This is a genomic window from Pseudomonas pseudonitroreducens (assembly GCF_021603645.1).
In the GTDB taxonomy this organism is placed as follows: domain Bacteria; phylum Pseudomonadota; class Gammaproteobacteria; order Pseudomonadales; family Pseudomonadaceae; genus Pseudomonas; species Pseudomonas pseudonitroreducens.
In genome coordinates this window covers 68829-95435 of record NZ_BQHJ01000001.1, presented here as the reverse complement: position 1 = coordinate 95435, position 26607 = coordinate 68829, and the positions used below count along the sequence as shown (strand labels likewise).

Sequence of the window (26607 nt, the reverse complement as noted above, 5' to 3'; positions counted from 1 at the left end):
GTTTTCCCCGGCGGCCAGACTCCGTTAATCTCCCCCCTCCCTTCTCCACCTCGGCGGTTCGACATCGCCGGGTTTCGCCAAGGAAGTATCGATGCTGCGATTCCCCGTTCTGCTGGTCGGCGCCCTGCTGTCCTTCAATGCCTTCGCCCTGTCCCTCTCCGACCTCAGCCAGAGTGACGCCACCGGCGGCCTGAAGGACGCGCTGACCCAGGGTGCGCAAATCGCTGTGAAACAGCTCAGCCAGCCCGGCGGTTTCAGCAACGACCCGGCCGTGCGCATCGAGCTGCCCGGCAAGCTGGGCAAGGCCGCCAAGACCATGAAGCAGTTCGGCATGGGCGCCCAGGTCGACCAGCTCGAAGCGAGCATGAACAAGGCCGCCGAAGCCGCCATGCCGCAGGCCCAGGCGCTGCTGGTGGACGCGGTGAAGAAGATGACCGTGACCGACGCCAAGGGCATCCTCCAGGGCGGCGAGCACTCCGCCACCGATTACCTGAACCGCAGCAGCCGCGAGCAGCTGCGCGCGAAGTTCCTGCCGATCATCAAGCAGGCCACCGACCAGGTCGGCGTGGCCAAGCAGTACAACGCCTTCGCCAGCCAGGCCGCCGCTTTTGGCGTGGTCGACGCGAAGAACGCGAACATCGAGAACTACGTGACCGAGGAAGCACTGGACGGCCTGTTCAAGCTCATCGCCGATCAGGAGAAGACCATCCGCCAGAACCCGACCGCCGCCGCTACTGGCCTGGCGAAGAAGGTGTTCGGGGTGCTCTGAGCTTCACCTCGACAACAAAAGAAAAAGCCCGGCTAACGCCGGGCTCTTTCAAATCTGCTCATGGAAATCACACGCTGGCTAATCTTCTCTCTGTTGCTCAACTCTGGTGCTGAGGCGCAACGGAAGCCTTCCACTCGTTGATGGCTTGCAGCGCAAGCGGGTCATCATCGAACCAGCCCCCCTCTGAAAGCCCCAGCCTCTCCTCGAGCAGTACACAGATCGCCAGAGCCGCGTTGGCGCGGTCTTCGCGCGCTTCCCGGATGGTATTTTCAATTTCTTTTCGCAGCTTCATGCTGTCCTGCCTTGGGCTTGGCCCACTGTCATGCGGAGGGCGCTCGGTGCACCGGATGCGGGCTGTGTGATCGGCCTACCGACCTTCTTGCCTCGTTCGGCTCCCTTTGTATTCTTATTTCAGCACCGGATCTTTCTGATTTTTAATTAAGAATGCTTGAGCGGCACACTTGTGTGCAAAGTCTCGCCAGGAGTTTCCTACGCAAGTTTAGGCCATAGACGTACTGGACAATCACCGTTTCGTGCGAGGCGGTGATCGTGCAAGTCCAGAGCCACGCCCGAATTACAGGAGCGCACCATGCACGCAATTCGCGGGTATGGCCCGCTCCTGCAGGTGCTACGGGCGATGGGTATCGCTTCGCTCCACGCCATCCTACGAGAAGCTACCGCGCTCCAGTAAGCGGCCAGCGTCGCCGAGGCGCAGCCAGATGCTGCCTTGCCATTCTAGTACGGCCAGCGGGTGGCCCTGTACCTCGCGCACAGCCTGACGAGGGCCATAGCCCATTGGCAGTTGGGCATCGCGCAGAGTCGGTACGACTTCGTTGCTCAGCCACTGGCGCAGGTTGCGGTTTTCCGGGTGGTAGAAGTACACGAGCAGCAGCGTGTAGAGGCCGCTTTCGCTGACCAGCAGTTCGTCCTCCCGGCTGCCGACCAGGCGCTCCCAGCGGTACTGGTCAGGGTCGAGCTTGCGGGTGGTGCGGCCGCTCACATCGGAATTGGTCAGGCGCGCGAGGTCGCGGGCGGGGAACCAGGCCTGGCGATCGATCATCAGGCCACGCAGGGTGCGGTCGAAGCGCTGGAAGGTGTGGAAGCTCAGGCCATTGTTGGCCGGGAACATCGTCGAAGGGTTCATGCGGTCTCTCCTCGTACAGCGAAAGAGCCGCCCCCGGGAAAGGGAGGCGGACCGTGCAAGGGTGGAAACCGGGTGCTACAGCTATCGACCGGTCGGGCCGAGGCCCGCCTCACACGGTCCGCCATGGACAGCCAGAGTTGGCCCGGCCTTCGAAAAGGCCGGGCCATCCCTGCTATGGCGATAGCTGGAGCACTACAGGTTTCCACACCTGACCACGGCTGTTCCGTGGTGGGGAGAACGCTAAGCAGCAGGCTTGTAGGACCGCAACGCCGTTGAAGAGTCAGGCGGTTCCTGAACGATTACCACGTACCTTACGGAACGATCCGGGCCTGGGAATCGGCTTCAGGAAAAGGTCATGAGGGTGACAGGTCGAAAGGTTCGCGTATGTCGGACGATTCGTTTCGGGCGGCCAGACGGCGGATAACGCTGCGCGTTATTCGCCCTACGCCGAGGATCGATGAGGAATCGAACTGTAGGAGCTAGGGGGACGCCCAGTCCTTGCTAGCGAACGGCCTTCCGGCAGCTCCTGCGCTGGGCGGGTTCGCGAGCAAGCTCGCTCCTACCAGTTAACGCTGGCGCTGATAGCACCGTAGGGCGCATAACCTGGAACAGGTTATCCGCCGGCCTCTACAGGGGGGGGCAACGCTGGCGCGTTATTCGCCCTACGCCGAGGATCGATGAGGAATCGAACTGTAGGAGCGAGGGGGACGCCCAGTCCTTGCTCGCGAACGGCCTTCCGGCGAATCCTGCGCTGGGCGGGTTCGCGAGCAAGCTCGCTCCTACCAGTGAACGCCGGCGCTGATAGCACCGTAGGGCGCATAACCTGGAACAGGTTATCCGCCGGCCTCTACAGGGCGGGCAACGCTGCTGCGTTATCCGCCCTGCATGCGCGATTCACGCCGCTGCGTGCCCTCGTCAGACTTCTTTCTTCACCCTGAACCATGCCGCATAGAGCGCCGGCAGGAACAGCAGGGTCAGCGCCGTGGCGACGATCAGGCCGCCCATGATCGCCACCGCCATCGGCCCGAAGAACACGCTGCGCGACAGCGGGATCATCGCCAGCACGGCGGCCAGGGCGGTCAGCACGATGGGGCGGAAGCGCCGCACGGTGGCTTCGATGATCGCGTGCCAGGTATCCAGGCCATGGGCGCGGTCCTGCTCGATCTGGTCCACGAGGATCACCGAGTTGCGCATGATCATCCCCGCCAGGGCGATGGTGCCGAGCATGGCGACGAAGCCGAAGGGCTTCTGGAACACCAGCAGGAACAGAGTCACGCCGATCAAGCCCAGCGGCGCGGTGAGGAACACCATGATCATCCGCGAGAAACTGCGCAGCTGGATCATCAGCAGGCTGAGCACCACCACGATGAACAGCGGTACGCCGGCGTTCACCGAGTCCTGGCCCTTGGCGGAGTCTTCCACGGTGCCCCCGACCTGCAGCAAATAGCCGTCCGGCAATTCGGCACGGATCGGGTCCAGCGTCGGCGAGATCTGTTTCACCAATGTGGCCGGCAACGAGTCGTCATAGATGTCGGCACGCACGGTCACGGTGGGCAGGCGGTTGCGCCGCCAGATGATGCCTTCCTCGAAGCCGTACTCCAGGGTCGCCACCTGCGACAGCGCCACGCTGCGGCCGCTGCTGGTCTGCATCGACAGGCTGGGCAGCTGCGACAGGTCATGCCGGCCGCGCTCGTCGCCGCGCAGGAGGATCTCGATCAGTTCGTTGTCCTCGCGGTAGTAGCTGACGGTGGAGCCGGTCAGCGAGCTCTGCAGGAACTGCGAAATATCCGAGGTACTCACGCCGAGGGCGCGGGCACGCTCCTGGTCGATGTCAAGGAAGATCGCCTTGCTCGGCTCTTCCCAGTCCAGGTGCACGTTCACCACGTGGGGGTTCTCGCGCATCTTGTCGGCGACCTTGCGCGCCAGTTCGCGGACTTCCGGGATGTGCTCGCCGGAGACCCGGAACTGCACCGGGTAGCCCACCGGCGGGCCGTTCTCCAGGCGGCTGATGCGCGTGCGCAGGGTCGGGAAGTCCTCGTTCATGTGCTTGATCAGCCACTGGCGGATTTCCTCGCGCGACTCCAGGCTCTTCGCCAGAACCACGAACTGCGCAAAGCTCGCCGCCGGCAGTTGCTGGTCCAGCGGCAGGTAGAAGCGCGGCGAACCGGTGCCCACGTAGGCGACGTAGTTGTCGATGCCCGGATGCTCGGCGAGCATTTTCTCCAGGCGATTGACCTGCTCGGTGGTGGCGGTGAGGGAGTCGCCCTCAGCCAGCTTCAGGTCGACCAGCAATTCCAGCCGCGCCGATGGCGGGAAGAACTGCTGCGGCACCAGGCGGAACAGCATGATCGAGCCGATGAAAGCGGCCACGGTCAGCAGGATCACTGTCTTGCGATAGCGCACGCACCACTCCACCACGCGGCGGAAACGCTGGTAGAACGGCGTCGAGTACGGATCGTGGCCCTTGTCGCTGCCGCCGTGCTTTTCCGCGTGGCGCTTGGCGAGATCAGGCAGCAGCTTCTCGCCCAGGTAGGGCACGAAGACCACGGCGGCGATCCACGACACCAGCAACGCGATGGTCACCACCTGGAACAGCGAGCGGGTGTATTCGCCGGTGCCCGATTGCGCAGTGGCGATCGGCAGGAAGCCGGCGGCGGTGACCAGGGTGCCGGTGAGCATCGGGAAGGCCGTGCTGGTCCAGGCGTAACTCGCCGCCTTGAGCCGGTCGTAGCCCTGCTCCATCTTCACCGCCATCATCTCCACGGCGATGATCGCGTCGTCCACCAGCAAGCCCAGCGCCAGCACCAGCGCGCCGAGGGAAATCTTGTGCAGGCCGATGCCGAAGTAGTACATGCAGGCGAAGGTCATCGCCAGCACCAGCGGGATCGACAGCGCCACCACCAGGCCGGTGCGCAGGCCAAGGGAGAAGAAGCTCACCAGCAGCACGATGATCAGCGCTTCGGCCAGCACGCGGACGAACTCGCCCACGCCCTCGCGCACCGCCGCCGGCTGGTCGGACACCTTGCGCAGCTCCATGCCCGCCGGCAGCGTCTGCTGCAGGTGCTCGAACTCGGCATCGAGCTTCTTGCCCAGCACCAGGATATCGCCGCCGTCCTTCATGGCCACGGCGATGCCGATGGCGTCTTCGCCCATGAAGCGCATGCGCGGCGCGGGCGGGTCGTTGAAGCCGCGGTGCACCTCGGCCACGTCGCCGATGCGGAAGGTACGGTCGCCAACGCGGATCGGGAACGAGCGAATGTCCTCCACCGAATCGAAACGCCCGGAAACGCGCAGTTGTACGCGGTCAGTGGCCGTCTCGAAGAAGCCGGTGGCGGTTACCGCGTTCTGCTCCTCCAGCGCCTTCTGCACCGCCGCCAGCGGCAGGCCGAGGGTGGCGAGTTTGGTGTTGGACAGGTCGATCCAGATCTTCTCGTCCTGCAGGCCGATCAGTTCGACCTTGCCGACGTCCTTGATCCGCTGCAATTGCAGCTGCAGGCGGTCGGCGTAGTCCTTGAGCACCGCGTAGTCGAAGCCTTTGCCCGACAGCGCGTAGATATTGCCGAAGGTGGTGCCGAACTCATCGTTGAAGAACGGCCCCTGGATGCCCTGCGGCAGGGTATAGCGGATGTCGTTGACCTTCTTGCGGATCTGGTACCAGAGCTCGGGAATGTCGCGGGAATGGAAATCCTCGCGGGCGACGAAGGTCACCTGCGATTCACCGGGGCGGGAGAAGGAGATGATGCGGTCGAAGTCGCCGGTCTCCATCAGCTTCTTCTCGATGCGCTCGGTGACCTGGCGCGAGACTTCCTCGGCGGTCGCGCCCGGCCAGTTGGTCTTCACCACCATGGCCTTGAAGGTGAACGGCGGGTCTTCGCTCTGCCCCAGCTTGGAGTAGGACAGCGCGCCGACGATGCCCAGCAGGAGCATCAGGTAGAGGACGATGGAGCGGTTCTGCAGTGCCCAGGCGGAGAGGTTGAATTGCATCGGGCGTTACTCCTTCGCCACCAGCTTGATCGACCGGTTCTCCCGGTCGACAGGCCGTACCTCCTGACCTTCACGCAGCACCTGGACACCCGCTGCCACTACCCAGTCGCCATCCTTCAGGCCTTCGAGCACCGGTACGCGGTCCTCGGCATAAGGGCCGATACGCACCGGGCGACGATGCAGGGTGGACGTCTTCGGATCGACCACCCAGACGAACGGCTGGCCGGCTTCCGAGGTCAGCGCAGCGAGCGGCACCGCCAGCGGCACCGTGCCCTCGGCATGGATGTACACACGGGCACTCTGGCCCAGTTCCGCAGGCACCTTGGCGTCGTCGAACGCCACGCGCGCGGCGAAGGTGCGCGACTGCGGATCGGCTGCCGGCGACAGCTCGCGAATCTTGCCGCTGAAGCGCTTGTCGCGCTGTGACCAGAGCTCGACGCTCACTGCCTCGCCGACCCGGAAGCGCTCGAAGGCATGCTCGGGGAAGCTGATCAGCACTTCGCGGTCGCCATCGGCGGCCAGGGTGAAGACAGTCTGGCCGGCGGCGACCACCTGCCCCACTTCCACCCGGCGGGTGGCGATCACACCGTCCTGGGGTGCGCGCAGTACCGCATAGCCAGCCTGGTTGCTGGCCACGTCGTATTCGGCGCGAATCTGTTTCACCCGCGCCTCGCCGGCGCGGTAGGTGTTCTCGATGTTGTCGAACTGCGACTGGCTGACCAGTTGGCGCTCGAGCAGGGTCTTGTAGCGGGTGTATTCGGAGCGCACGGTCTGCAGGTTGGCTTCGGCGGCGACCACCTGGGCGCGCGTGGCTTCGAGTTGCAGGCGAACGTCTTCAGGGTCGAGTTCCGCCAGCGGCTGGTCCTTCTTCACCCGCTCGCCGGTTTCCACCAGGCGTTTGCTGACCTTGCCACCGATGCGGAAGGCCAGTTCCGGCTCATGGCGGGCGTGCACTTCGCCGGGATAGGCTTCGGTGATGTCCCGCGCCGGCAGCGGCTGCACGACGATGGCCGGGCGCACGGCGGGCTTGGGAGGCTCGCCGCTACCGCAGGCGGAAAGGGAAAGGATGAAGGCAGCAGGCAGCGCGACAGACAGAGCATGGCGGAACATGATGTGTGACCTTTCGCAAAACGCGGTTGGAATTCTTATACTCACCGGTATAGTAAAAATACAGAACCCATCAGTCCAGTATTAGAAATGTAAAGACATGTCACCATCGAACTCATCGAACGGACCGGGTCGCCCCAAGGACCCGGCCAAGCGCCAAGCCATCCTCGAAGCCGCCAAGGAGCTGTTCGTGCGCCATGGCTACGACGGCAGCAGCATGGAAGCCATCGCCGCGGAAGCCGGGGTCTCCAAGCTCACCGTTTACAGCCACTTCACGGATAAGGAGACGCTGTTCGTCGAGGCGGTGCAGGCCAAGTGCGCGGAGAACCTGCCCGAGCTGTTCGCCGAACCATCGGCCGATGCGCCGCTGGAAAGCCTGCTGCTGAACCTGGCTCGCGGCTTCAATCAACTGATCAACAGCCCGGAGGCCATTGCGCTGAGCCGGCTGATGATTGCCCAGGGCGGGCAGAATCCACATCTCTCGCAGCTGTTCTTCGATGCCGGCCCGCAGCGCGTGCTGGACCAGATGGAACGCCTGCTGGAACAGGCGCGCCAGCAGGGCAAGCTGCAAATGGACAGCCCACGCCGGGCGGCCGAGCACTTCCTGATGCTGGTACAGGGCTGCGTGCATTTCCGCCTGATGATCGGCTGCGTCGAGCCGCCAAGCGAAGAAGAGACCGAAGCTCACGCGCAGGAAGTGGTGGCGCTGTTCCTCAAGGCCTTCAGGCCCTGACGAAGCCAGGCCCGCACCTGAGCTCCCAGGCATCCTGTAGGAGCGAGCTTGCTCGCGAACGGATTTCCCAGTGACTCAGGCGTTGGGCCGGTTCGCGAGCAAGCTCACTTCTGCAAGAGCAAAGCTGCGGCAAGATGATTCGTAGGAGCGGACTCCGTCCGCGATAGGTTCGAATCGCGCCGAAAGTCATCGCGGACAAAGTCCGCTCCTACGTGAAAGCTCTGCGCTCAGGTCGGCCCTCACCCTAACCCTCTCCCGGAGGGAGAGGGGACCGTCCTGAGCGCCCTGATCGCGCCGCGCTATCCGGCTGGCTCCGGAATCGATCCGGTGCGAACAGGATTTCCCGGCGATTTCGGCGTTGGGCCGGTTCGCGAGCAAGCTCGCTTCTGCAAGAGCAAAGCTGCGGCAACATGATTTGTAGGAGCGGACTCCGTCCGCGATAGGTGCGAATCGCGCCGAAAGTCATCGCGGACAAAGTCCGCTCCTACGTGAAAGTTCTGCGCTCAGGTCGGCCCTCTCCCGGGGAGAGGGAACCGTTAGGTGCAGGATGAAACCTCAGTGTCAGCCGGCTCGGGCTGCCCCCTCTCCCTGAGGAGCGGGGCGCGCAGCCAGGGCTGGGGTGAGGGGGATGTATTGGTACGGCCCCCGAGGAAAAAACAGTTGCTCCTGCGCAAATCCTCGGGCCCTCGAGTTGGCCGTCAGCCCTTCAGGCTCTTCAGCGGATAGATGTCATACCGGCTGGACTTGCCTTCCAGGCTGTAGCTGGGCTTCTGCCCCTCGATGATCGGCGCCTTGCGCGGGCGCTTCACCACCACTCGGTGGCTGGCCAGCTTCAGCGCCGCTTCCAGCAGCGCCGGTGCATCCAGGTCGTCGCCCACCAGCGGGCGGAACAGGCGCATCTCCTTCTTCACCAGCGCGCTCTTGTCACGGTGGGGGAACATCGGGTCGAGATAAATCACCTGTGGCGCCTCCCCCTCCCACGCGGCCATGCGCTCGATGGCGTTGCCCCGCAGCAGGCGCATGCGCGCGACGATGGCGCCCACCTCGAAATCCCCCGCCGCGCGAGCCAGGCCGTCTTCCAGCAACGCGGCAATGATCGGCTGACGTTCGCTCAGGTGCATCTCGCAACCCAGGGTCGCCAGCACGAAGGCGTCCTTGCCCAGGCCGGCGGTGGCGTCCAGCACATGCGGGCGCACGCCCTGCTGGATACCCACGGCCTTGGCAATCATCTGCCCGGCGCCGCCGCCGAACTGCCGGCGGTGCGCCGTGGCTCCCTCGAGGAAGTCCACCCGCACCGGGCCGGGCGAATCCGGCCCCAGTTGCAGCAGTTGCAGGCCGTCATCCCCCAGTTGCACGGCGAAGTCCGCATCACCCTCGCCCATCGGCAGCCCGAGCCGCTGCGCCCACTGCTCGGCGGCAGCCTGCCAGGCAGGCGCCAGCGCCTGGACGACGATGCGCGGCGGGGTGAGTACTTCGGTCATGACGGGGCGATCCTGGGAAAAACCGCAATTCTATCGCAGCGCGCGACCCGCTGGCTCAACGGCAGATCTGCCAGCCGCCCAGGTCGAGATGGAAATGATCATGGTGGGCGCGGTTGTAATCCGGGCCGAGCACACCGTCGAAATTGCCACACGCGCCATCGCGCACGGCACGCAGGAAGCGCGCGGCATCGCCATGTCCGTTCCAGTCCTCGGCCACCACGACACGTCGGCCATCGGCGAGGCGGAAGGCGGTGATATCCAGCGCATTGGCGCTGGCATGCTGACTGCGCCGGGCATCGGCGCGCCCGTAGATATTGCGGCAGGCAAAGCTGCCCAGGTGCTCGACTCCAGCCACCGGCTGACCATAGATATCCCGCGCGACCGGTTGCAGCGAGTGGCGCTCGAACAGTGCGAAGCTCACCGCCAGCGGGCAACTGGCGAGAAAGCTGCTGCTCAACTTCACCTGCGCGCCCTGCACCCGCCAGACGTTGTGCAACGGGCAGCCAGCGACCGGCTCGCTGTCGGCCATCGGCTGCGCCTTGAGATCGGAACTCTGCAACGCCAGGCGGCATAGGTCGACGTCGTCACGCAGGCGCCAGAGCTTGTAGCGGGTCAGCAGGTTGGGCTCATCGCGCACATCCAGCGGTGCCCAGGGATTCCAGCGAGCTGGCAGGCTCAGCCACTGCTGCTGCACCGACAACACAAACCCCGCGCAGGCGAGGACGAAAGCGAGCAGCCACCAGCGCAAGCCTCAGCCCCGGAACAGGCCGTTGATGCGATCGAAGGGCATGGCGCCGTGCATGGGCTGCAGGTCGCCTTTCGCCAACGCTTCGGAAGCACCGAAGAAGGCGCCATAGGCCGCTCGCGCCAGGGTCGAACCGACGCTGACACGCTTCACGCCCAGCTCGGCCAACTCCTCCAGCCCCAGTTGCAGGGCCGGCGAGCCTACCAGCACGTTGACCGGGCGCGGCGCCACGGCGCTGACCACGGCGGCGATTTCCTCGCGGGTCTTCAGGCCCGGCGCATAGAGCACGTCGGCGCCCGCTTCGGCGAAGGCCACCAGGCGGCGGATGGTGTCGTCCAGGTCGACTCGGCCGTGCAGGAAGTTTTCCGCCCGCGCCGCCAGGGTGAAGGTAAAGGGCAAGTCACGGGCGGCTTGCACGGCAGCGGTGACGCGCTCCACGGCCAGTTCCAGCGGGTAGATCGGCGCATCGGCCCGGCCGGTGGCGTCTTCGATGGAGCCGCCGACCAGTCCGCACGCGGCGGCAAGACGGATCGTTTCCGCACAGTGGTCCGGGGTATCGCCGTAACCGTTCTCCAGGTCGGCAGCGACCGGCAGCGGCGTCGCTTCGACTATCTCGCGCGCATTGGCCAACGCCTCGTCACGACTCACCGCACCTTCGGCGTCACGCCGACCTAGGGCGAAGGCCAGCCCCGCACTGGTGGTGGCCAGGGCTTCGAAACCCAGGTGGGCGAGCATTTTTGCCGAGCCGGCATCCCAGGGGTTGGGCAGGACGAACAGGCCATCGCGCTGGTGTAGCGCGCGGAAGGCTTCGCCGCGTTGCTGTTGTGGGGTCATGGCTGTCTCCTTGCCGAACGGGGAAGCAGCAGGTTAGCCCCCTCGCCCGCCCCACGCCACGCACAATTGCCAGCTCAGAGCAGCCCGAGCTGTTCCACTTCCGGTTTGTGCTCGAACAGCGGCGGCAGTCCCGGCAGGCGCTCGCGCAGCAAGGCGTGGAAGCGCTGTGCCTGCTCGGCGGCGCGGTGGTTGTCCGGCGTGTGGAGGAACACGTAGGGCGTCAGGCCCTGCTCGATCCACTCGGCCACCTTGCCGATCCAGGGCGCGAGATGGGCGAGATTGGCGTCCAGGTCCGGCCCTCCGATGAAGCGCACTTGCGGGCTGTCGCTGAAGGCCGCCGGGCGCACCGGCACCTTGGGTTTCTTCGACTGGGCATGGAGCACGGCAGGATCGTCGGACTGCACGGCGAACAGCGCCCGCGAGTCCAGGCAGATGCGCTCGACACCACGGTCCAGCAACAGGCGGTTGAGCGCCCGTTCTTCGTCGCCCTTGGCAAAGAAGGCCGGATGCCGGACCTCCACCGCGATGCGCCGCGTGGAGAAAGCGTCCAGCCAGGCGGCCAGCTCGGCGAGGCGGTCCGGGCCGAAGCCGGCGGAAACCTGCAACCACAGCGGCGCGACGCGCTGGCCCAGCGGCGCCAGCAGGTCGAGGAAGTCCTGGGTGTTCTCCAACTGGCCGCGCAGATCGCCTTCATGACTGATGTCGCGTGGCAGCTTGGCGCAGAAGCGGAACGTCTCCGGCATGGTCTGCGCCCAGCGCACGAGGGTGTCGGCGCTGGGTCGGGCATAGAAGGTGGTGTTGCCTTCCACCGCGTTGAATACCTGGGAGTAGAAGCCCAGGGTGTCGCCGGCGCGCAGCTCGGGCGGGTAGAAAGTGCCGCGCCAGGCGGGCTCGTTCCAGGAGGGGCAACCGAGGTAGTACGGCAGGCTCATGAAAAGTACGGCAGGGTCATGAATCAGGCGTAGAGGTCGAGACCGACGACTTCCTGGCCTTCGTACTGGCCCACCATGCTGGCGGTGCTGGTGTAGCTGGCGAGCGCCTGGGCCGCGCGGGAACTCAGCGGGCGCTGGTACTCGAGATTGTCACGCAGGGTCGCCGGCACACCGTAGCTGCTGGCGCTGGAGGATTCCACGCGGCGGGTCTGGGCCTGCGATTCCAGGCCCTGGCTGGCCGAGGTCGACGCGGGCTGTTCGCGGCGGGTTTCGACGTCACGTTGCACTTCCCGATACGGAGTGACCGCAGTGCCCGTACGGGACCCGCGCTCCGGTGTCTGGGAAAGGGAAGTGAAGCCGTCGATACGCATGGGAGAAACTCGGTGGGAATAAGCTCACTCTAGCGAGCGGGCGCGACTGCGGTCAATTGGCACAGGTCAGGCTTTCTTGGGTGTTGCCACGTTGTCGCGCAGGTACACCGGCTGGGCCTGCTCTGCGTCAACGGCATCGCCACGGGCCCAGGCGAATTCGGCCAGGGTCAGCAGGTCTTCGGCGTGCGGCAGCAGGCTCGCGTCACGGGCGGCAACCTTCACCGCCAGGCGCTCCTCGAAGCCCCAGCCGGTGCCGGAGCCGAACCACTCGCCCTGGGCGTCGCGCGGCAGCTCGACACGCTCGGGCGGCAACACCGCCTCGGCGCCGGCCAGGCGCATCTCGCCCTGCTCCACGCGGTAGCAACCCCAGTACACCTCGTCCATGCGCGCATCGATGGCCGCCGCTACCTGGCTGGCGCCATGCTCGCGGTAGGCACGCTGGGCCAGCACGGCCAGGTCGGAGATCGGCAGCACCGGCTTCTGCAGGGCGAACGCCAGGCCCTGGACGACGCCGATGGCGATACGCACCCCGGTGAAGGCACCGGGGCCGCGGCCGAAAGCGATGGCGTCGACGGCGGACAGCGCGATGCCGGCCTCGCCGAGGAGGTCCTGCACCATGGGCAGCAGGCGCTGGGCGTGCAGGCGCGGGATCACCTCATGGCGCACGAACCGGCGGCCGTCATGCAGCAGGGCGACGGAACAGGCTTCGGTCGAGGTATCCAGGGCCAACAGCGTGGGCATGGTGCTTTCCTTCAATGGCAAACAGCAGAAGCGATAAAAAACGGGCCGGCATTATAAACGCCAAAGGCCCGCGTGTGCGGGCCTTTGGCTGATACGGCGATGGATCAGTTCAGAGCGCCGAGCACCTTGGCGGTGATCTGCTCGACCGAACCGACACCCTCGACGCGGGTGTACTTCGGCGTGCCATCGGCAGCGGCGAGCTTCTGGTAGAAGTCGACCAGCGGCTTGGTCTGCGAGTGGTAGACCGACAGGCGGTGACGCACGGTGGCTTCCTTGTCGTCTTCGCGCTGGATCAGCTCTTCGCCGGTCTCGTCGTCCTTGCCTTCCACCTTCGGCGGATTGTGCTCGACGTGGTAGACGCGGCCCGAGGCCGGGTGAACGCGACGACCGGCGATGCGACCGACGATTTCCTCGTCGTCCACGGCGATCTCGACCACGTGGTCGATGGAAACGCCCGCTTCCTTCATGGCCTCGGCCTGGGGAATGGTGCGCGGGAAGCCGTCGAACAGGAAGCCCTTGGCGCAGTCGGGCTGGGCGATACGTTCCTTGACCAGGTTGATGATCAGGTCATCGGATACCAGGCCGCCGGCGTCCATCACGCTCTTGGCCTGCAGGCCGAGCTCGGTGCCAGCCTTGACCGCTGCACGCAGCATGTCGCCGGTGGAAATCTGCGGAATGCCGAACTTCTCAGTGATGAAGCGAGCCTGGGTACCTTTGCCGGCACCGGGCGCCCCGAGCAGAATCACACGCATCGATATGCTCCTTAATACTTGTTAAGCGAAATCACGGATCCGCCTCGTGGGGCCAATCTCATCATGCTTGGAATGGCGCAGAGGTGCGCCGAAAGGTTGCTCACGATACACAGCGGTCCCACACCACACAAGCCGGCCATGGGGACTGCGCACGCTGATCCCGGGCCATTTCCGCGCCCGGGATCAGCCATCAAATTAATCTCAATTGACGGCTCGGCAATTCACCTTTGGTGGGGGGTGAGCGAGCCTCAGCCGGTATTTCGCAGCCCTGCCGCAATACCCGCCACCGTCACCAGCATGGCTTGCTCCAGACCGCCGCAGGCATCGCCGGTACAGCGTCGCGAGCGTGCCAGCAGCTCGGCCTGGAGCAGGTGCAGCGGGTCCAGGTAGGTGTTGCGCACACCAATGGATTCGCGCGTCTCGGCGGCGTGGGCAAGCAGTTGCGATTGCCCGGTCAGGCCCAGCACCACGCGCACCGACTGCGACAATAGGTCGCGTAAATGCGCACCTAATGGTCGCAGTTCCGATTGCACCAGGCGCTCATCGTAGAGTTGGGCGATTTCCCGGTCGGCCTTGGCCAGAACCATCTCCAGCATGTCGATGCGCGTGGTGAAGAACGGCCACTCCTTGCGCATGCGGCCCAGCAAGGCCCCCTCGCCACGCTCGATGGCCTTGAACAGCGCATCTTCCCAGCCCAGCCAGGCCGGCAGCATCAGGCGCGTCTGGGTCCAGGCGAAGATCCAGGGGATCGCCCGCAGGCTTTCCACCCCGCCCTCGCGGCGCTTGGCCGGGCGACTGCCCAGCGGCAGGCGGCCCAGTTCCTGCTCCGGCGTGGCCTCGCGGAAGTATTCGACGAACTGCGGGTTCTCCCGCACCACTGCGCGGTAGGCGAGCACGCCATCGGCGGCGAGGCGGTCCATTTCCTCGCGCCAGGCAGGTTCGGGCACTGGCGGCGGCTGCAGGGTGGCCTCCAGGACAGCGGCGAGGTAGAGGTTGAGGTTCTGTTCGGCGATGTCCGGCAGGCCGAACTTGAAGCGGATCATCTCGCCCTGTTCGGTGGTGCGGAAGCGCCCGGCCACCGAGCCCGGCGGCTGCGAGAGGATCGCCGCGTGAGCCGGGCCGCCGCCACGGCCGACGGTGCCGCCGCGGCCATGGAACAGCAGCAGCTCGACGCCATGGTTGCGGCAGATGTCCACCAGCGCCTCCTGCGCGCGGTATTGCGCCCAGGCGGCCGCCAGGGTTCCGGCGTCCTTGGCCGAGTCGGAGTAGCCGATCATCACTTCCTGCGGCCCGGCCAGTTGGGTGCGGTAGCTGTCCAGGCTGAGCAGGCGGTCGACGCAGGGGCCGGCGTTGTCCAGGTCATCCAGCGTCTCGAACAGCGGCACGACGCGCATCGGCCGCTCCAGGCCGCACTCTTTGAGCAGCAGTTGTACGGCCAGCACGTCGGACGGCTGCCCGGCCATGGAGATGACGTAGGAGCCCAGCGCAGCGGCCGGCGCCTGGGCCACCACGCGGCAAGTGGCGAGGACCTCGGCGGTTTCCGGCGTCGGAGCGTAGTTTGCCGGCAGCAGTGGGCGGCGGCTGGCGAGCTCTTCGAGGAGGAATTCCTGGCGCACGCTTTCGTCCCACTCGGCATAGACGCCCAGGCCCAGGTACTCGGTGATTTCGCTCATCGCCCTGGCGTGCCGCGTGGAGTCCTGGCGCACGTCCAGCCGCGCCAGGAACAGCCCGAAGGTGGCGGCGCGGCGCAGGGTATCGAGCAAGGCGCCATCGGCGATCACGCCCATGCCGCATGCCTGCAGCGAGCGATAACAGAGGTTCAGTGGCTCCAGCAGTTCGCGGTTGTCCTGCAATACCTCGGCGCCGGGCTCCTCGCCGGTACGAATCGCGCGTTCTGCCCAGGCGCGGGTCGCGCGCAGGCGCTCGCGCAGTTGCTTGAGTAACGCGCGATAGGGTTCGGCGAGGTCGCCCACTGCTGCGCGCAATTCGTCGCTGGCCTGCTGCATGGACAGGTCGGACGCCAGGCTGTCCACATCGCGCAGGTAAAGGTCGGCGGCCATCCAGCGCGCCAGCAGCAGGACCTCGCGAGTGATGGCGGCGGTGACATTGGGGTTGCCGTCGCGGTCACCGCCCATCCAGGAGGCGAAGCGGATCGGCGCGGCGGTGAGCGGCAGGCGCTCGCCAAGGGTGTCCTGGAGGGTGCGGTCGACGTGACGGAGGAAGTCCGGCAACGCGTGCCAGAGTGAATGTTCGATCACCGCGAAGCCCCATTTCGCCTCGTCCACCGGGGTCGGCCGAGTGCGGCGGATCTCGTCGGTGTGCCAGGCCTCGGCAATCAGCCGCTAGAGTTTTTCCTGCACCGCCTGGCGCTCTTCGGGCAGCAGGTCGGCGTGGTCGCCGGCGGCCAGTTGCGCGGCGATGGCGTCGTACTTCTGGATCAGCGTGCGGCGCGCCACTTCGGTGGGATGCGCGGTGAGCACCAGTTCGATTTCCAGCTCCGCCACTTGCCGCGCCAGGCCCTCGGCGCCCAGGCCGGACTTGCGCAGGCGGCCCAGCAGTTCGGCGAGCACGCGGTTCTCGAAAGGCTCCGGCTCCTTCGCCGTGCGCCGACGGATGCGGTGGTACTGCTCGGCGATGTTGGCCAGATTGAGGAACTGGTTGAAGGCCCGCGCCACCGGCAGCAGTTCATCTTCGCCCAGGCCATCGAGGGTCGCGGTGAGCTGTTTGGCGCCTTCGGCAGAACCGCGTCGGGCGGCCTTGGCTCCGGTGCGGATCAGCTCGATCTTGTCGAGGAAGCCCTGCCCGTACTGGGCGCGGATGGTCTGCCCGAGCAGTTCGCCGAGCAGGTGAACGTCCTCGCGCAGGCGCGCATCGATATCCGGCATCGCAATCTCCTGGATAAAGGGCCCTTGTCCGAGAGCCCTTGATTGAAGGGGCGTCGCTTGGTTGCACAGTGCCGCCGGCGGGGCCGGCAGGCAAGCGCTCGACGAACGCCTGCAGTCCTGCTCGGACAACGTCTAGGCTGAAAGTTATCCCCATCGTCGGGAAAACCTGCGGCGGCCTCACGAGGGCCGACCGCCACGTATCGACCCTAGAGGTGAACATGAAAATCCGCGAGCTGGTACGCCATTGGGAAAAGAACGCCAGGGGGCGCATGACCAACCACCAATACAGCATTCCGCTGGACGTCGAGACGGCCGCGCGTCTGGCCGCGCTGCACGACATGTACCCCAAGCGCAGCGTCGAGGAGCTGCTGGGGGAACTGGTCAACGCGGCGCTGGAGGAGCTGGAGGCGAGCTTCCCCTATGTGCAGGGGAACAAGGTGGTGGCACAGGACGAACAGGGCGACCCGATCTACGAGGACATCGGCCCAACGCCGCGCTTCCTGGCACTGTCGCGCAAGTACCTGCATGAGCTGACGGAGGCGGAGCACTCCTGAAACCCAGCGCCCTGGAGTTTTCCGGGGTGCTGGATTCTATTTGTAGGAGCGAGCTTGCTCGCGAACAGGCCTGCCGGCAGCTCCAGCGCTGGGCGGGTTCGCGAGCAAGAACTAGGCGTCCCCCTCGCTCCTACATAAAAGCGGTGCCAACTGTCCGTTCCTACGCATGGCCTCGGATCAACAAATTGGCCCAGTAGGGCGCATGCCCTGGGACAGGTTATGCGCCAGCCGGCGCTCAATGGCGGATAACGCTGACGCGTTATGCGCCCTACGAATTCTCGAGCCCGACAATACGATCAATGCCGCCCATGAACGCCCGGGACGTGCAAATGCCCTGCCGCGGCGCACGTATCGGGAATCACCGAAGGCTCCGCCGGCTGCTCCAGCTCGCGGAGGATGCCGCAATCCTCGCTGCTACCCTCGCCCTGGCATTGCGCGCGCAGGTCACGCAATTGCTGGCTGAGCGACTGCAGTTCGGCGATGCGCACCTCGACGTGGTGCAAATGCTCGTCGATCAGCCGGTTGGCGGTGCCGCAGTCGGATTCGGGGCGGTCGCGCAGGCCGAGGAGGATGCGGATTTCCTCCTGGGTCATGTCCAGTGAACGGCAATGGCGGATAAAGGACAGCCGCTCGACGTGGCTGGCGTCGTACTGGCGGTAGTTGCCTTCGCTGCGCGACGGCGCGGGCAGCAGGCCTTCGCGCTCGTAGTAGCGGATGGTTTCCACCGGGCAGCCGGTCAGTTTCGCCAGTTCACCGATCTTCATTTTCGACTCCTCGCCAGCAGGTGCTTGACTCTGTAGTTGCTACAGGGTGTGCAATCAGCAGCAACTCGTCAAACAGGAACGGACGACATGACTGCCAATCGCCAGGGGCCGACCATCCAGGGCCCTGTCCAAGACCGCGAACATGACGCCTCCGGCTGCTGTGGCTGCGACAAAGGCGCGCTGCTGCGTGCCCCGGCGGCCGAACCTGCACCGCACAGACATGACCACGATCACGATCACGATCACGATCACGATCACGCCCATGATCATGGCGAGGATCGCAGCGCGCGCGCCGAAAGCGCCGCCACGGCTGCCGCCGGCTCTGCCAGCGGCGAGCTGCGCTGGACCAGCCTGCGTATCGAAGCCATGGATTGCCCCACCGAAGAGCGCCTGCTGCGCGATGCGCTGGGCCGCGTGTCGGCGGTGGAAGACCTCGACTTCAACCTGATGCAACGCCTGCTGCGCGTACAGCACCGCTTCGACAGCATCGAACCGCTGCAGAAGCTGGTGGCCTCCCTCGGCATGCAGGCCGAGCCGGTGGACGAAAACGCTCCTGCGTCCGCACCACCCGCCCAGCAGAAACCCTGGTGGCCGCTGGCGCTGGCCGGTGTTGCGGCGGCGGGCGCGGAATTCTTCGAATGGTTCGCCATCGGCCCGCACTGGCTGGTGGCGGCGCTGGCCATCGCCGCCATCCTCGGCGCCGGCCTGCCGACCTATCGCAAGGGCTGGATCGCCCTGAAGAACCGCAACCTCAACATCAATGCCCTGATGAGCATCGCCGTGACCGGTGCCATGCTGATCGGCCAGTGGCCGGAAGCAGCCATGGTCGCCGTGCTGTTCGCCATCGCCGAACTGATCGAGGCGAAGTCGCTGGACCGCGCGCGCAACGCCATTCGCGGCCTGCTGCAACTGGCGCCGGAACAGGCCACGGTGCAGCTGGACGGGCAATGGCAGGAGGTTTCCGCCAAGTCCGTCGCCCTCGGCGCGCGGGTGCGGGTGCGCCCCGGCGAACGCATTGCGCTGGACGGCGAGGTGCTCGATGGCCGCTCCAGCGTCAACCAGGCGCCGATCACGGGTGAAAGCCTGCCCGTGGAGAAACAGGCCGGCGATCCACTGTTCGCCGGCACCATCAACGGCGAAAGCGCTCTGGAATACCGCGTCACCCGCGTGGCCGACGACAGTACCCTGGCGCGCATCATCCACGCCGTGGAGGAGGCCCAGGGCTCGCGCGCACCGACCCAGCGCTTCGTCGACCAGTTCTCGCGCATCTACACCCCGGCGGTGTTCCTCATCGCCATCGCCACCGCGCTGCTGCCACCGCTGCTGTTCGGCGGCGCCTGGCTGGACTGGATCTACCGCGCGCTGGTACTGCTGGTGATTGCCTGCCCCTGCGCCCTGGTGATTTCCACCCCGGTGACCATCGTCAGCGGCCTGTCGGCAGCGGCTCGCCTGGGCATCCTGATCAAGGGCGGGGTGTTCCTGGAAATGGGCCGCTCGCTGAGCTGGATCGCTCTCGACAAGACCGGCACTCTCACCGAAGGTCGCCCGCGCCAGACCGACTTCACCGCCCTGCGGGAAACCGCCGCCGGCGATGTGCGCACCCTGGCTGCCAGCCTCGCCGCGCGCTCGGATCACCCGGTATCGCACGCCGTGGCCCAGGCTGCCGAGGCTGACAACATCGCGTTGTACAGTGTTGGCGAGCTGACCGCCCTGCCCGGCCGTGGGGTGAAAGGCGAGATCGGCGGCCGCACCTACCACCTGGGCAACCATCGCCTGGTAGAGGAGCTGGAACTCTGCTCGAAGGAGCTCGAAGCCCGCCTCGACGCCCTCGAGCAACAAGGCAAGACGGTCATCGTGCTCCTCGACAGCGAGGGCCCGCTGGCGCTGTTCGCCGTGGCCGACGGCGTCAAGCAGACCAGCCGCGAAGCCATCGCGCAGTTGCACGAGCTGGGCGTGAAGACCCTGATGCTCACCGGCGACAACCCCCACACCGCCAACGCCATCGGCGCCCAGGTAGGCATCGACGAGGCGCTGGGCAACCTGCTGCCGGAGGACAAGCTGCGCGAGGTGAAGCAACGCCAGGAAGGCGGCAAGCGCGTCGGCATGGTCGGCGACGGCATCAACGACGCCCCGGCCCTGGCCCGCGCCGACATCGGCTTTGCCATGGGCGCGGCCGGCACCGACACGGCCATTGAAACCGCCGGCGTGGCGCTGATGGATGATGACCTGCGCAAGCTGCCGTCCTTCATTCGCCTGTCGCGCCAGACCCATCGCGTGCTGATCCAGAACATCACCCTGGCGCTGGGCATCAAGGCGGTGTTCCTTGCCCTCACCCTGGCCGGTGAAGGCACCCTGTGGATGGCGGTTTTCGCGGACATGGGCGCCAGCCTGCTGGTGGTGTTCAACGGCCTGCGATTGCTGCGTCATCGCGGCTGATCCCGGTTGATCGTCACCAATGCCCGCCAATACGGCGGGCATTTTTTTTGAACCCCCTGACAAAACCCTTAGTCCCCTAATCAGATGCCCACGAAGCCGCAGTCCCGCGCGGCAGGCATCCACCGGCACTCGAATCGCCGAGGGAACCCCTTACCAAACGTCAGAGGATTCACCCAATGGAACTGAAATCTCAGAGCGCTCGAACCGTCCCGACCGCCTCCACCCGCGCCTCCCTGCGCCCTTCTCTGCGCCTCAGCCTGCTTGCCCTTGGCAGCGCCGTGCTGCTGGCCGGCTGCGCTGGCAACCCGCCGAGTGAGCAGATGGCCGTCACCGAGTCGGCAGTGAACGCCGCCGTCAGCTCCGGTGGACCGGAATTCGCCCCGGTCGAAACCAAGAACGCCCAGGACAAGCTGGCCCAGGCGCGTATCGCCCTGAACGACAAGGAATACGACCAGGCCAAGCGCCTGGCGCAGCAGGCCGAATGGGACGCCCGCGTGGCCGAACGCAAGTCGCAGGCCGTGAAGGCCCAGAACAACGTCAAGGACGCCCAGCAGGGCGTGATGGAGTTGCGTCAGGAAGGCCTGCAGCAGGCCCAGTGATCCTGCCCCTACGTCCGGTCATATAAGGAATTTCGACATGAACAAGCTCATCGTACTGCCCGCCATCTCGACCCTCGCCCTGGCCCTGGCCGCGTGCTCGACACCGCCCAACGCCAACCTGGAGAAAGCCCGCAACGACTTCCAGGCGCTGCAGGCAGAACCCCAGGCCACCCAGCAGGCCGCGCTGGAAACCAAGGACGCCGGTGATTGGCTGGCCAAGACCGACAAGGCCTATCGCGACGGCGCCGAGCAGAAGGACGTCGACCAGATGGCCTACCTGACCCAACAACGCATCGAGCTGGCCAACCAGACGGTGGCCCTGCGCAACGCCGAGGACCAGATGAAGAACACCTCGGCCCAGCGCGCCCAGGCTCGCCTGGATGCCCGTACCGCACAGCTGAACAAGCTCAAGGGCGAGCTGAACGCCAAGCAGACCTCGCGCGGGACCATGGTGTCCTTCGGCGACGTGCTGTTCGATCTCGACCGCGCCGAGCTCAAGCCCGGCGCCATGAGCAATGTGCAGAACCTCGCCGGCTACCTGCAGCAAAACCCGGAACGCAAGGTCATCGTCGAGGGCTACACCGACAGCAGCGGCTCGTCCTCCTACAACCAGGGGCTGTCCGAGCGCCGCGCCGACGCCATTCGCCTGGCCCTGCTGAGCCAGGGTGTCACCTCCGATCGCGTCGTTTCTCGCGGTTACGGCAAGGAGTATCCGGTATCGAGCAACGCCACCCCGGCCGGTCGCGCGATGAACCGTCGCGTCGAGGTGACCATTTCCAATGACGCCAACCCGGTGCAGCCGCGCTCGGCGGTGAGCAGCACTTACTGATTCTTCGGGATACAGCGCTCTTCCAGGATGGCGTGGAGCGCAGCGATACCCATCGATCACTGCACCTGCAGCATGGGTATCGCTGCGCTCCACCCATCCTACGGTCCGGATCCGGCGACACAATCGGCTCTTGCGCTCTTCTTAGGAGCGAGCTTGCTCGCGAACAGATTCACGCAACGAGCCCCTCACCCTGCCTCAAAACGAGAGGGCTGCGGCGAGGGCATGACAATGACGCGGGGGCGAACCTGGGTTCGCGAGCAAGCTCGCTCCTACAAGGAGCCATGGAGCCGCGTAGCCAGCAGGCGCCGATAGAGCTCCGCCATCTCTGCCGAAAATGGCACCAGCACCAACTCCTTCAGCGAACTTCCTTCACCGCGCGGGCGACGCAGTTCGTCCACGGCGATCTGCGCCGCAGCTTCGGCGGGATAACCGTAGATGCCGGTACTGATGGCGGGAAAGGCAATGCTGGCGAGGCCGTTGTCTTCGGCCAGTTGCAGGCTGTTGCGGTAGCACTGGGCGAGCAGTTCCGGCTCGCCGTGCTCACCGCCGCGCCAGACCGGCCCGACGGTATGGATGACGAAGCGCGCCGGCAGGCGGAAGCCGGGAGTGATCTTTGCCTGGCCGGTCTTGCAGCCACCCAGCGGGCGGCAGGCGTGGACCAGGTCCGGGCCGGCGGCGCGGTGGATGGCGCCGTCGACGCCACCGCCGCCCAGCAGCGAGCTGTTGGCGGCGTTGACGATGGCATCGACGTCGAGGCGAGTGATATCGCCCTGCCAGACGCGGATTTCGGGATGGCGCATGAGGCTTGCTCCCTTGGCCCGCACAGCGGGCCCGCCGTCACTTGACCTCTTGCGGGGTCTGCTCGCCCATGCAGCGCACGGCGCGCTTGCGACCGTCGACCAGCACACCGGTCAGGCCCTTCTGGGTCATGTCGAACATCACCAGCACGCCGTCGATGCACTGCGCCTGCTGGTCGGCCGGGTCCAGGGAGAGCTTGGTGTCCTGGCCGGGGATGCTTTTCAGCATGGTGAACTGGGTCAGCTCCAAGGCGTCCTCGGGTTTGGCGAAGTGCAGGTAGCCGTAGTACCAGAGCGTGCCGACCGAGACGAAGATGGTGGCGATGACAGTGAGGATGTAGGAGATCGGATTGCGCTCGTTCATGGATTGCCTTGTTGTTTCGGGTCCGCCTGCGATTCCTGTGGCGTCGCCGGAGAGGGAGAGTTCGGGACTTCGGCCAGCCGGCGCAGACCGGTGAAATGCTGCGGATCATCGAGGAACCGCAGCATCACTTCGCGCCACACGGGTTCGCCGAAGGTTTCCACATGGTTGCCGCGCGTCAGCTGGAAGACCTTGGGCGGCGGCGCGGCCTTGTACAGGCTCAGGCCGTTGGCCAGGGGCACAATGGTATCGTCGATGCTGTGGAAGAACAGCACGGGTGCGCCAGAAAGTCGCGGCATGGAACGGATCGCGCTGTCGCCATCAGGCACCAGCCAGGACAGCGGCACCTGCAGCGGCCAGGTCAGCCAACTGGTGGAAAGGGTGTATTGCGCCACGTCGCGGTAGCTCGCCGGCACTCCGTCGAGCACCACCGCGTGCAATTGCTTCTGCCGCTCCGGGTGCAGCCCCAGGTAGTGCACCGACAAGGCACCACCGAGGCTCTGGCCGAGCAGGATCACCGGCTTGCCCTGTACTTCCGGCGCCTTGTCCAGCCAGGCGAAGGCGGCATCGATATCCTGGTAGATCGCTGGCAGGCTCGGTTCGCCGCCGGAATGGCCGTAGCCGCGGTAATCCAGCATCAGCACCTGGTAGCCCTGTTCCGGCAACCAGTAGGCGCCGCCCAGGTGCCAGGCCATGTTGCCGCCATTGCCATGCAGGTGCAGCACGGTGCCCTTGACCGGCACGCCAGCCTTCGCCGGCAGCCACCAGCCGGCGAGCTTCACGCCATCGGCAGTCGTGAGCGTGACCTCTCTGAACTCGAGTTTGGCCCGCGCGGGCGTGATGGCGACGTCGTCGCTGGGGTAGAACAGCAGGGAGCTGCAGCCGCTTAGGGCGAACAGCAGCGAGACGGCAACAGCGCGGAAACAGCGGTTCAGCATGAGTTCATCCTTGGCATACATCGCACCCTGACTGCCGGGAAGCGCCTTGCGTAGGATGGGTGGAGCTTGCGATACCCATCGCCCTGCAGTGCCGGAATATCGATGGGTATCGCTTCGCTCCACACCATCCTACGACCGAGGTCCAATCCGAGTCCGCAGTCAGAGGATATTGGCGTAATCCGCCTCGATGCGGTCGAGGCTGAGGTGATTGAGGAAGTTCGAGAAGCACATCCACGCCGACAGTGCATTGAGATCACGGAATTGCGGCGGCAGGTACTTGGGCGGCACCACCAGGCCCTCGTCCACCAGTTGGCGCAAGGTGCGCATGTCTTCCAGGGTGGCCTTGCCGCAGAACAGCAGCGGGATCTGCTCCAGCTTGCCCTTGCGCACGGCGAGCTGGATGTAGTTGTAGATCAGGATGAAACCCTTGAGGTACGACAGGTCCTTGGTGAATGGCAGGCCCGAAGGCGTCGAACCGCGGAACACCCGGCTGGCGTTCTGGTAGCTGCTTTCCGCGCTGTAGTTCTGCTCGCGGTAGAAGTTGAACACTTCGAGGAAGTCCGCGCCCTCCTCCGCCATGTGGATGGCACGGGTGCGGTTGGTGAGCTTGCGCAGGCGCGTCGGGTAGGAGGCAAAGGCGATCACTTCCATCAGGATCGCCAGGCCTTCCTGGGTCACGGTGGACGACGGCGGGCCCTTGGCGAGGAAGGTGCAGATCGGCTGGTTGAGGCCGTTGAGCGTGGTGCCGACATGCACCAGGCCTTCGTGGACTTCCAGCGCGCGCACGTCGCGCTCGTTGAACATCGCGTCGGCGCGCACCTTGATGTAATCGGCGCCGGCGGCGGCGTCGGCAACGATGCCGTCGGACTCGAAGACGCGGATGGTGTCTTCCTTGCCGTCGAACACCTTGTTCAGGCGCTCCTGCAGCATCCTCACCGCGTCGCTGGCGGTGAGGGTCTTGGGTTCGTCCTTGAGGTCGCCACGGTCGGCGATGTTGTTCAGGTAGTCCGAGAGCATCAGGCCCAGGTCCGCGAGGGTCGGGTCGCCGGCGTGGAAGGCATCCGATGCCGAGCCGTAGAGCTCCTGGGAGATCAGGCCGAAGTCCTGGGTACCGCGCGCCTCGAGCATGCGGATGACCATGCGGTATTCCTTGCACATGCGCCGCATGATCTGCCCGACCGGATTGAACTGCCCCAGGTGGCGGGTGATGTCGCGCTCGATGTTCTGGAATTCCTGCTTCTTCGCGCTGCTGTCGAAGGACAGCGGTCGGCCATCGTAGTAGGCGCGGTCGACCTTGGGCGCATGCTTGCCGCGCCCCTTGAGGAAGTCGTCACGGATGCTGTCGTCCCATTTGATGGCGTCGAGCACGCGGATCGGTGTCTGTGCCTCGACGATGCGATCGGACAGGCCGCGGATGATCTGCTGGTACTCGTTGGGCGTGGACTTCTTGCGCCGTGGGGTCATTGCTGTTCTCCCGGGGTAACGCGCGAGAAGCGCAGCGCTTCGACGAACACGTCGGAGTTGGCGGGATCGTTCAGGTAGGCGATGACATCGGCCAGCGGGCTGCTCACCAGGGCGCCGGCGCCCTGCTCGGTGTCGACCTTCTCACCCTTGAGCGCGCCTTCCTTCATGTCCTGCAGGATGTGCTCGACATCCAGGTTATAGATCACCAGTTCGTCCTTGTCGGTGATCTCGAAACCGGCCAGGGCGAAGTTGCCGCCCATGCTTTTCGGCAGCCCGGCCGACAGATACCAGCGCTTGCCGTGGTGGGCGACGGTGAAGCCGAAGTCTTCGACGCTGTCGGTGTTGTCCTTGCTGTCGACGTAGCTGAGCGCACGGTAGAGGTTGGAGCCGGAACGGGTCACCTCGAGGAACTGTTCCTCGCCGTACTCGTCCACACGCGACCACTGGCCCAGCAGGTGAGCCGGCGCGGGCTCGTTGGCCGGAATCGGGTCCTTGAACGTCACCAGACAGCCACTGAGCAGGCCGATGCTCAACAGCAGCAGTGCACGCCAGACTTTCATCACGCCCTCCTTAGGTCCGGATGCCTTGGCATGCGATGCGTCAAGGCATCCGGAGTTCCGACACGAAAACCCCGCCGGATGGCGGGGTTGCAATGCAGCAGCTGGAGCTACAGGCCCATCACCAGGTCGAGATAGCGGCTAAGGATGGCACGCATTTCCTCGGTCTGCAGGTGGTCGGCCCCGTCCAGCAGGCCCTGATACTCCATCTGCAGGATGATGGCCGTCAACACCCGCGCATCCTGCTCGGGCTGTCTGGAACCGAGCACTTCGAAGAAATGCACCACGCCCAGGGACAGAATCCGCCGGTGACGCTGCGCCAGATCGCTGAGGCTGGGGTTGAGCAGCGCCTCCTGGCGGAAGGCCTGTTCGGCGAGCAGATGCTCGCGGCGCTCGTTGAGCTGGACCATGACGTACTGGATCGCCAGCTCGACGATATTCGCCGTCAGCTCGCGGCGCGCCTGCGGGTCGTCCTGGGCGAGGCCGGCGGCCATGGCCTGGAGGTCACCCTCGACGCTGCCCCAGAAGGTCGACAGGGCTTCGGCGCTGCGCTCGACGAAGAGCGCGAAGGTATCGGTGATGAGGTCCTGGATGTCCTTGAAGTAGTAGGTGGTGGCGGACAGCGGCACCCCAGCCTCGGCGGCCACGGCGCGGTGACGCACGGCGCGCACGCCATCGCGAACGATGATTCGCAGCGCGGCGTCGAGGATCGCCTGGCGGCGCTGTTCGCTGCCCTGGCGGCTGGCCTTGCGGCCCTGGTATTTGACACTTTCGGCGATGGCGCTGGCGACTTGCGCGGCGCTGTCTCGCGGGGACACTTGGGTCACGGG

24 protein-coding genes and 1 pseudogene are annotated in these 26607 nt (G+C 65.7%); 6 read left to right on the top strand and 19 right to left on the bottom strand.

The annotated features are described in order from the left end of the window. The first annotated feature begins 91 nt into the window (after positions 1-91). Complete coding sequence (locus L6D89_RS00440; protein ID WP_236198421.1) at positions 92-769, top strand: DUF4197 domain-containing protein; 678 nt, start codon at positions 92-94, stop codon at positions 767-769. Between the two features lie 97 nt (positions 770-866). Here the strand turns inward: L6D89_RS00440 and L6D89_RS00435 are convergent, their stop codons facing one another. From L6D89_RS00435 to L6D89_RS00420, 4 genes are all read right to left on the bottom strand, one after another. Continuing rightward, the gene (locus L6D89_RS00435; protein WP_236198420.1) at positions 867-1061 is read right to left on the bottom strand and encodes a hypothetical protein; all 195 of its coding nucleotides are present in this window, start codon (positions 1059-1061) and stop codon (positions 867-869) included. A 372-nt stretch (positions 1062-1433) separates the two neighbouring features. After that, a complete protein-coding gene (locus tag L6D89_RS00430; RefSeq protein ID WP_236198419.1) occupies positions 1434-1913 on the bottom strand; it encodes a BRO-N domain-containing protein in 480 nt (159 codons plus the stop codon). Between the two features lie 915 nt (positions 1914-2828). Further along, positions 2829-5897 (bottom strand): efflux RND transporter permease subunit, encoded by a 3069-nt coding sequence (locus tag L6D89_RS00425; protein ID WP_236173140.1) that lies wholly within the window; start codon positions 5895-5897, stop codon positions 2829-2831. A gap of 6 nt (positions 5898-5903) precedes the next feature. Beyond that, a complete protein-coding gene (locus L6D89_RS00420; RefSeq protein ID WP_236198418.1) occupies positions 5904-7007 on the bottom strand; it encodes an efflux RND transporter periplasmic adaptor subunit in 1104 nt (367 codons plus the stop codon). A gap of 97 nt (positions 7008-7104) precedes the next feature. Between L6D89_RS00420 and L6D89_RS00415 the strand changes: the two genes are divergently transcribed. Beyond that, entirely contained in the window at positions 7105-7737 is a 633-nt protein-coding gene (locus L6D89_RS00415) for a TetR/AcrR family transcriptional regulator (protein WP_236198417.1), read from the top strand. A gap of 698 nt (positions 7738-8435) precedes the next feature. On the opposite strand, the gene L6D89_RS00410 is transcribed toward L6D89_RS00415, so the two are convergent. The 8 genes and pseudogenes from L6D89_RS00410 to ppc form a co-directional block, all read right to left on the bottom strand. Further along, entirely contained in the window at positions 8436-9218 is a 783-nt protein-coding gene (locus tag L6D89_RS00410; protein WP_236173143.1) for a class I SAM-dependent methyltransferase, read from the bottom strand. 55 nt (positions 9219-9273) lie between these two features. Continuing rightward, complete coding sequence (locus L6D89_RS00405) at positions 9274-9966, bottom strand: extensin-like domain-containing protein (protein WP_236198416.1); 693 nt, start codon at positions 9964-9966, stop codon at positions 9274-9276. Positions 9967-9969: 3 nt separating this feature from the next. Further along, positions 9970-10797, bottom strand: a complete 828-nt coding sequence (locus tag L6D89_RS00400; RefSeq protein ID WP_236198415.1) for an isocitrate lyase/PEP mutase family protein — start codon at positions 10795-10797, stop codon at positions 9970-9972. 74 nt (positions 10798-10871) lie between these two features. Further along, a complete protein-coding gene (locus L6D89_RS00395; protein ID WP_236198414.1) occupies positions 10872-11729 on the bottom strand; it encodes a DUF72 domain-containing protein in 858 nt (285 codons plus the stop codon). A 23-nt stretch (positions 11730-11752) separates the two neighbouring features. Continuing rightward, on the bottom strand, positions 11753-12100 hold the full coding sequence (locus L6D89_RS00390) for a hypothetical protein (RefSeq protein ID WP_236173147.1): 348 nt from the start codon (positions 12098-12100) through the stop codon (positions 11753-11755). Positions 12101-12166: 66 nt separating this feature from the next. Next, positions 12167-12841 (bottom strand): tRNA (adenosine(37)-N6)-threonylcarbamoyltransferase complex dimerization subunit type 1 TsaB, encoded by a 675-nt coding sequence (gene tsaB, locus L6D89_RS00385; protein WP_236198413.1) that lies wholly within the window; start codon positions 12839-12841, stop codon positions 12167-12169. Positions 12842-12945: 104 nt separating this feature from the next. Continuing rightward, positions 12946-13593, bottom strand: coding sequence for an adenylate kinase (gene adk / locus L6D89_RS00380; protein ID WP_236173149.1), 648 nt, complete (start codon positions 13591-13593; stop codon positions 12946-12948). A 248-nt stretch (positions 13594-13841) separates the two neighbouring features. Further along, positions 13842-16478: pseudogene (gene ppc, locus L6D89_RS00375) on the bottom strand (phosphoenolpyruvate carboxylase). Positions 16479-16696: 218 nt separating this feature from the next. Between ppc and L6D89_RS00370 the strand changes: the two are divergent. After that, the gene (locus L6D89_RS00370; protein ID WP_236173151.1) at positions 16697-17032 is read left to right on the top strand and encodes a pilin assembly protein; all 336 of its coding nucleotides are present in this window, start codon (positions 16697-16699) and stop codon (positions 17030-17032) included. Positions 17033-17328: 296 nt separating this feature from the next. Here L6D89_RS00370 and cadR read toward each other — a convergent pair whose 3' ends face one another. After that, on the bottom strand, positions 17329-17796 hold the full coding sequence (gene cadR / locus L6D89_RS00365; protein ID WP_236173152.1) for a Cd(II)/Pb(II)-responsive transcriptional regulator: 468 nt from the start codon (positions 17794-17796) through the stop codon (positions 17329-17331). An 87-nt stretch (positions 17797-17883) separates the two neighbouring features. Here cadR and L6D89_RS00360 point away from each other — a divergent pair, with 87 nt between their 5' ends. The 3 genes from L6D89_RS00360 to lptF all read left to right on the top strand — a co-directional run bounded on the left by L6D89_RS00360 (position 17884) and on the right by lptF (position 21660). Next, the gene (locus tag L6D89_RS00360) at positions 17884-20232 is read left to right on the top strand and encodes a heavy metal translocating P-type ATPase (protein ID WP_236198412.1); all 2349 of its coding nucleotides are present in this window, start codon (positions 17884-17886) and stop codon (positions 20230-20232) included. Between the two features lie 176 nt (positions 20233-20408). After that, a complete protein-coding gene (locus L6D89_RS00355) occupies positions 20409-20831 on the top strand; it encodes a DUF4398 domain-containing protein (RefSeq protein ID WP_236173154.1) in 423 nt (140 codons plus the stop codon). Between the two features lie 37 nt (positions 20832-20868). Further along, positions 20869-21660 carry a lipotoxin F family OmpA-related lipoprotein LptF gene (lptF, locus tag L6D89_RS00350; protein WP_236198411.1) on the top strand — a complete coding sequence of 264 codons (792 nt, stop codon included), beginning with the start codon at positions 20869-20871 and terminating at the stop codon, positions 21658-21660. A 269-nt stretch (positions 21661-21929) separates the two neighbouring features. Here the strand turns inward: lptF and L6D89_RS00345 are convergent, their stop codons facing one another. The 6 genes from L6D89_RS00345 to L6D89_RS00320 all read right to left on the bottom strand — a co-directional run bounded on the left by L6D89_RS00345 (position 21930) and on the right by L6D89_RS00320 (position 26604). Then, complete coding sequence (locus L6D89_RS00345; RefSeq protein ID WP_236198410.1) at positions 21930-22460, bottom strand: O-acetyl-ADP-ribose deacetylase; 531 nt, start codon at positions 22458-22460, stop codon at positions 21930-21932. A 37-nt stretch (positions 22461-22497) separates the two neighbouring features. Next, positions 22498-22821 carry a PA3694 family proteiin gene (locus L6D89_RS00340; RefSeq protein WP_045209962.1) on the bottom strand — a complete coding sequence of 108 codons (324 nt, stop codon included), beginning with the start codon at positions 22819-22821 and terminating at the stop codon, positions 22498-22500. Continuing rightward, complete coding sequence (locus L6D89_RS00335; protein ID WP_236198409.1) at positions 22818-23756, bottom strand: alpha/beta hydrolase; 939 nt, start codon at positions 23754-23756, stop codon at positions 22818-22820. Before L6D89_RS00335 ends, L6D89_RS00340 begins: the two co-directional genes overlap by 4 nt. A 159-nt stretch (positions 23757-23915) precedes the next feature. Continuing rightward, the gene (locus L6D89_RS00330) at positions 23916-25220 is read right to left on the bottom strand and encodes a flavohemoglobin expression-modulating QEGLA motif protein (RefSeq protein ID WP_236198408.1); all 1305 of its coding nucleotides are present in this window, start codon (positions 25218-25220) and stop codon (positions 23916-23918) included. Further along, entirely contained in the window at positions 25217-25780 is a 564-nt protein-coding gene (locus L6D89_RS00325; RefSeq protein WP_236198407.1) for a hypothetical protein, read from the bottom strand. The genes L6D89_RS00330 and L6D89_RS00325 overlap by 4 nt, the downstream gene beginning before the upstream one ends. A gap of 107 nt (positions 25781-25887) precedes the next feature. After that, the gene (locus tag L6D89_RS00320; protein WP_236173161.1) at positions 25888-26604 is read right to left on the bottom strand and encodes a TetR/AcrR family transcriptional regulator; all 717 of its coding nucleotides are present in this window, start codon (positions 26602-26604) and stop codon (positions 25888-25890) included. Positions 26605-26607: the final 3 nt, after the last annotated feature.